The organism is Streptomyces sp. SM1 (assembly GCF_002910825.1).
In the GTDB taxonomy this organism is placed as follows: Bacteria; Actinomycetota; Actinomycetes; order Streptomycetales; family Streptomycetaceae; genus Streptomyces; species Streptomyces okerensis.
Genome location: NZ_NEUB01000914.1, coordinates 1 through 2,719 on the forward strand (window position 1 = coordinate 1; position 2,719 = coordinate 2,719).

The following is a 2,719-nucleotide window of genomic DNA, read 5'->3' on the forward strand; positions in this document are numbered from 1 at the left end:
CCCTCGTGACCGCACTGTACGTGAAGATCGACGACGACTTGGCGGGTATCGTGCGGCTGCCGGGCCGGCCACCGAAACTCAGTCACTCGGAGTTGCTGTGCCTGGCGGTCATGCAGGCGATGCTCGGCTTCCACTGCGAGGCCCGCTGGCTGCGGTACGTCCGCGCACACCTCCAGGACATGTTTCCCTTCGTCCCGCAGGATGCCGGCTACAACAAGCGGCTGCGTGCCGCGCTGCCGCAGATCAAACGCGTGATACGGGTGCTCGCCAAGGACACCGACTTCTGGCACGACACGGTGTGGATCACGGACTCGACCCCGGTGCCGTGCGGGATGTCCCGCCCCACGGTCAAGCGCTCGGAGCTGGCGGGCTGGGCCAACTACGGCTACTGCGCGTCGCATTCGCGGTTCTTCTGGGGGCTGCGGCTGTACCTGGTGTGCACCCCGGCCGGGATGCCGATCCTGTGGGCGCTGGCCGATCCGAAGCTCGGCGAGCGCGAGGTGCTGGCCGCGATGCTGGAGGTCGATGCCGAGCTGGTGCGCGTGCGGCCGGGCCTGCTGCTGATCAGCGACAAGGGCTTCGCGTCGAAGACCTTCGAGCGGTCACTGTCCGTACAGGGCATCACGCTGCTGCGGCCGTCGAGGAAGAGGGAGATCCTGCGGCCCGGCGAGCCGATGCTCAAGAAGGTCCGCCAGCTGATCGAGTCGGTCAACGACACCCTCAAGGGCCAGCTCGACCTGGAACAACACGGCGGGCGCACCGTCGAGGGCGTCGCTGTCCGTGTCGCTCAGCGTGTGCTGGCCCTGGCCGCCGCGATCTGGCACAACTTCCAGACCGGCCAGGCGATCAGCCGCTCACTGACCGCCTACGACCACTGACCGTATTCGGAAAGACTCGTCGAGTGGCTGCGGCTGGCCGAGAAGGGACGCGGACGCGCCCTGCACACCGCCTGGTCGCGGTCGCGCGCCCCGGTGCTCGCCTACCTGGACGTGGACCTGTCCACCGACCTCGCGGCGCTGCTGCCGCTGGTGGCCCCGCTGATCTCCGGGCATTCGGACATCGCGATCGGCACCCGGCTGGCACCCGGCTCCCGGGTTGTCGCTCGACCCCAACACGCACATCCAGGAGGCGAAGGCGCTGGCGGTCGACATCCGGCCGGGGCACCGTCCGAGGGGCGCGGCCGCCCCGGAGCTGGTGCGCCGGTACCGGGAGCGGGCGGGCATCGACGAGGCGACCGGCACGGGGACCTGAGGCTCAGCCGAGTACGACGGTGTGCGTGCTCTGCGGGACGAGTTCGCCGATCACCGGGGCGCCGGGCACCTCGCCCGCCACCAGCAGCCCGCCCGAGGTCTGGGCGTCGGCCAGCAGCAGCCGGGTCTCCTCGTCCGCCGTCCCGAAGTCGGTGGTCGGCGTCACCCACTCCAGGTTCCGGCGGGTGCCGCCGCTGACGTAGCCGTCCCGCACCGCCCGGCGGGCCCCGTCCAGGCAGGGCACGGCGGCGGTGTCGATCACCGCGGTGACGCCGGAGGCGCGGGCGAGTTTGTGGAGGTGGCCGAGGAGGCCGAAGCCGGTGACGTCCGTGGCGCAGGTCGCCCCGGCGGCCAGGGCGGCGGCGGAGGCGTCCCGGTTGAGCGCCACCATGGTGGCCACCGCCTCCTCGAACCGCTCGCCGGTGGCCTTGTGCCGGTTGTTGAGCACGCCCAGCCCGAGGGGTTTGGTGAGCGACAGCGGGACGCCGGGACGGCCGGCGTCGTTGCGCAGCAGCCGTCCGGGGTCCGCCAGACCGGTGACGGCCATCCCGTACTTGGGCTCCGGGTCGTCCACGCTGTGCCCGCCGCCCACATGGCAGCCGGCCTCGGCGGCGACGGTCAGCCCGCCGCGCAGGACCTCGCGCGCCAGCTCGAAGGGGAGAACGTCCCGGGGCCAGGCGAGGAGGTTGACGGCGAGGACGGGGCGCCCGCCCATCGCGTACACGTCGGACAGGGCGTTGGCGGCGGCGATGCGTCCCCAGTCGTAGGCGTCGTCGACGACGGGGGTGAAGAAGTCGGCGGTGGAGACGACCGCCTGTGGCGCGGCCCCGGCCGGCGCGGGCAGGGCGGCCACGGCCGCGTCGTCCCCGGTGGCCGCACCCACCAGCAGCGGGGTGTCACCGGTGACGGTCACCGGCGCGGTGAGGCCGTCGAGTACGTCCTCGAGTTCTCCCGGCGGGATCTTGCAGGCGCAGCCGCCGCCGTGCGCGAACTGGGTGAGACGTACGGGCGTCCGGGTCGGGGAGTGCATGTGCCTGGCTCCTTGTCGGGGATCGGGGTGGATGGCCGGTAGCCTGGACGGGCGGTGGAGGCGTGTGGGTGCCTGGTGGCCCTCCCGGTCTTCAAAACCGAGGTGCCCGAGTATCTCGGGCAGGCGGGTTCGATTCCCGTCCGCCTCCGCTCTCCGCCTCTCCGGGCCGGCAGCGCCGGGTGCGGTCGTCCACCCGTTCGGTGAGGCCCCGCTCGTCGAGGAACTCCAGCAGCGGTACGGCCACCCTGCGGGTGGTGTCCAGGGCCCGGCGGGCCTCGCTCAGGGTGAACGGCTGTGGCAGCTCCCGCAGTACGGCGGCGGCGCGGGCGTCGGCTCCCGGCAGCAGGACGATGCCGTCGGCGATCCGCAGCAGCGCGCCCGCCGTGACCGCGGCGGCCAGCTCCCTGCGTCCGAGCCCCAGTCGGGCCAGCCGTCCGGC

General features: G+C 72.7%; 2 protein-coding genes, 1 tRNA gene and 3 pseudogenes. 4 read left to right on the forward strand and 2 right to left on the reverse strand.

Annotated elements, in window-relative coordinates; genetic code table 11:
• The 3 genes and pseudogenes from B9S61_RS30750 to B9S61_RS41185 all read left to right on the forward strand — a co-directional run.
• Positions 1–878, forward strand: an 878-nt coding sequence (locus B9S61_RS30750; RefSeq protein WP_374936231.1) for an IS982 family transposase, incomplete at its 5' end; no start/stop codon positions are given.
• An 18-nt stretch (positions 879–896) separates the two neighbouring features.
• Positions 897–1,112: pseudogene (locus tag B9S61_RS42755) on the forward strand (glycosyltransferase); the annotation flags it as partial.
• Positions 1,096–1,251, forward strand: a pseudogene (locus B9S61_RS41185) (hypothetical protein); the annotation flags it as partial. The pseudogenes B9S61_RS42755 and B9S61_RS41185, both read left to right, overlap by 17 nt.
• 3 nt (positions 1,252–1,254) lie before the next feature.
• Here B9S61_RS41185 and selD read toward each other — a convergent pair.
• The gene (selD, locus tag B9S61_RS30760; protein WP_103545156.1) at positions 1,255–2,280 is read right to left on the reverse strand and encodes a selenide, water dikinase SelD; all 1,026 of its coding nucleotides are present in this window, start codon (positions 2,278–2,280) and stop codon (positions 1,255–1,257) included.
• A gap of 56 nt (positions 2,281–2,336) precedes the next feature.
• Between selD and B9S61_RS30765 the strand changes: the two genes are divergently transcribed.
• A tRNA-Sec gene (locus B9S61_RS30765) sits at positions 2,337–2,429 on the forward strand.
• Positions 2,430–2,470: 41 nt separating this feature from the next.
• Here the strand turns inward: B9S61_RS30765 and B9S61_RS43340 are convergent.
• A pseudogene (locus B9S61_RS43340) lies at positions 2,471–2,710 on the reverse strand (SelB C-terminal domain-containing protein); the annotation flags it as partial.
• Positions 2,711–2,719 lie beyond the last annotated feature (9 nt).